At 53.3% G+C, this 2718-nt stretch carries 2 protein-coding genes; both read left to right on the forward strand.

From position 1 onward, the window contains the following. Positions 1-97 precede the first annotated feature (97 nt). On the forward strand, positions 98-1312 hold the full coding sequence (locus FBQ85_28955) for a hypothetical protein (GenBank protein ID MDL1879164.1): 1215 nt from the start codon (positions 98-100) through the stop codon (positions 1310-1312). Between the two features lie 12 nt (positions 1313-1324). Continuing rightward, positions 1325-2617, forward strand: coding sequence for a hypothetical protein (locus tag FBQ85_28960; GenBank protein ID MDL1879165.1), 1293 nt, complete (start codon positions 1325-1327; stop codon positions 2615-2617). The last annotated feature ends 101 nt before the right edge of the window (positions 2618-2718 follow it).

Here is a 2718-nt window from a genome sequence, read left to right on the forward strand (position 1 = left end):
ATCCGCTTGACATGCTTGGGCGGTAGCGCTATATTTCGCTCTTTAAAAAATCTCCATTTATCGCCACCTTGACTGCAAGGAGTTCATTCTCACACATATGAAGTTGCTGAAATTCACCGTTCTCAATCTTCTGGTTGCTGCCAACCTCCTCACCGGCCAATCCAAAGATACGCCGCAGATCGACGAGAAAGAGCTTGCAAAACATCTTCAACGGCAAAGCGAACAACGGCCGATTCCACAAGCCATCGAAGGCGCGGTTGATCCCGCCGTTTACCGCGTCGGCCCGGGAGATGTTTTACGCATCAGCTTTTGGGGACCCTCAAGCGACGACAACGGCATTTCCGCCTCCGTCACACCGGAAGGAAGGCTCATCATTCCGAGCGTCGGCACGATTGACGTCAACAATAAAACCCTGGAAGCTGTGCGAGCGGAGGTCAGCCGCGCTTGCGAAGCCAAATACAATCCTCGCAACATCTCGGTCACAACGGACTTGACGCAATTGCGGCTCGTGCGCGCGCATATTTTCGGTGAGGTACAGGCGCCCGGCTCGTTCAACGCCACGGCTGTTGATCGCATTTCTTACTTTGTCCAACAAGCCGAAGGTTGGACGGACTGGGCCGACCAGCGCCGCGTGGAAGTGCGCCACACCGATGGCACGATCGATACGCTCGATATGTACAAGCTTTATTATGAAGGCGATATCAGCCAGGATCCTCATGTGCGTGGCGGCGACCTCATCTACGTTCCTCGCATTGCCTTGACGGGTAACACGGTTTTTCTTGAAGGTACGGTCAGTCAACTTGGCCCGCACCAAATTGCCAAAAATGAATCCGTGCTCGAGCTGCTCTATCGCGTGCGGGCCATTCAACGCTGGACCGACCTGCACAGGATTTATTTAATTCGCGGCGAGCAACCGCCGATGCCGGTGAATTTGTTCGGCAACGGCGCGGATCATCATATCTCCGGCAGCATGAAATTGGAAAACGGCGATCGCATTATTGCCACCAGTGTGAAGGAGTATGTTTACGTCCACGGCGCGGTGAAAAATTCCGGCAATATTCCCTATGTCGAGGGCTATAAGGCCGTCGATTATGTCGGCTTCGCCGGCGGCACGCAGGATATGGCAGACTTGAAGAACATCACTGTTGTGCGGAACGGCACCAACAAAACGGAAAAAGGCGCAAATCTCGAAGTGCGCCGGGGTGATACCATCATCGTGCCGCTGGCCGGGCGTGTCAAGCTTACCCAAAACCTTTTGATTTTCTCGCAAGTGGCAACTCTTATAATCGCGGCGATGGCCGTGAGACGATAAACGTGAGTTTTTATGACAGACAATAACAATTCTTATAATCTTGATGACCGGGTAGACGGGCAACCCCAGCAAAACTATTTGTTCGACTATCTCTACGTTCTTTTCAAGCGGCGCAAAGTCATTCTGCTTAGCATTCTCATCACCGGCGTGTTGACTGCCGGCATCGTGTTGCTCATGCCGAATTGGTATGCCGCCACCGCCTCGGTGTTGCCGCCCAAACGTCCCGGCGGATTGTTGAGCATGTTGGAAGGCGGCGCTTCGTCGCTGTTCAAAAACCTGGCGGGATTGGGTGTGCGCCTGGGCGGCTCGTCGGAGGCCTACAGCTACATCGCGATTTTGCAAAGCCGCTCGGCCATGGAACGCGTGGTGCAGAAGTTCGATCTCGTCAAGGTTTATGAAAGCCGCAAGAACTCTGTTGAAGAGGCCATTCGTACTCTGAGCGAGAATGTCGAATTTGATATTGCGACCGAGGGCAACATCACGGTTACGGTTTACGACAAAAGCCCGCAGCGCGCGGCTGACATGGCAAATTATTTTGTCGAGTTGCTCAACGAAATCAGCCGGCAATTGGGAAGTACCGAGGCGCGCAATAATCGCGAATTCATCGAAAAACGCTACCGCCAAAATATCGACGATCTGCGCAGCGCCGAGGACAGCCTGAAAGTTTTTCAGCAAAAATACGGCATCTACGCGCTGCCCGAGCAAACCGAAAGCGCGATCAAAGCCGCGGCTGAGTTGAAATCGGCGCAGGTGCAAAAGCAAATGGAGTTCGACATTGCCAAGCGCGTGTTCGGCGCGGAGAATCCCCGGGCGCAGGCCTTGCAGCTCGAACTGGCCGAGATGAACAGAAAACTGAGCGAAATCAAATACGGCACGGAGGACTGGTTCAACAAATCCTCGCTCAATTTTTTCGTTCCATTCAAAGACGTGCCCGAGCTGGGAACCGAATACATCCGGCGCTTCCGTGATTTCGAAATTCAAAATCGTTTGATGGAATTTTTATTGCCGTTGTACGAGCAGGCAAAGATCGATGAGAACAAAGACACACCCGTCGTGTTAATGCTCGACAAAGCCGTGCCGCCGGAACGGAAAAAGCGGCCGCACCGCACCCTCATCGTGTTGATTTTCGTCTTTCTCGCCGCCATGTTCAGCACGGCCTGGGCATTTATCCGCGAGATCTATGAGCGCGAAAAGGAACGCAACTGGAAGGTCGGCGCGATGGCGGAGGAGCTCCGGCATGGCTCAATTTATCGCAAGTTGCTGGGGGCAACGGCCTCGGAAGAAAAAGATCGACACGGTTTATGACGTGCAAAATTTGCGGGCATGCCGGCCATCATCAAACCTATCGCGTGCGCGAAATGATGTTCGGTTATCGCGAATGGTTTACCTATTTTGAGTGTTCCCAC

Source organism: Cytophagia bacterium CHB2 (genome assembly GCA_030263535.1).
Taxonomy (GTDB): Bacteria; Zhuqueibacterota; Zhuqueibacteria; order Zhuqueibacterales; family Zhuqueibacteraceae; genus Coneutiohabitans.

Coding starts and splice junctions, on each gene's coding strand:
- FBQ85_28955 (MDL1879164.1), top strand. CDS start 98: ATGAAGTTGCTGAAATTCACCGTTCTCAATCTTCTGGTTGCTGCCAAC.
- FBQ85_28960 (MDL1879165.1), top strand. CDS start 1,325: ATGACAGACAATAACAATTCTTATAATCTTGATGACCGGGTAGACGGG.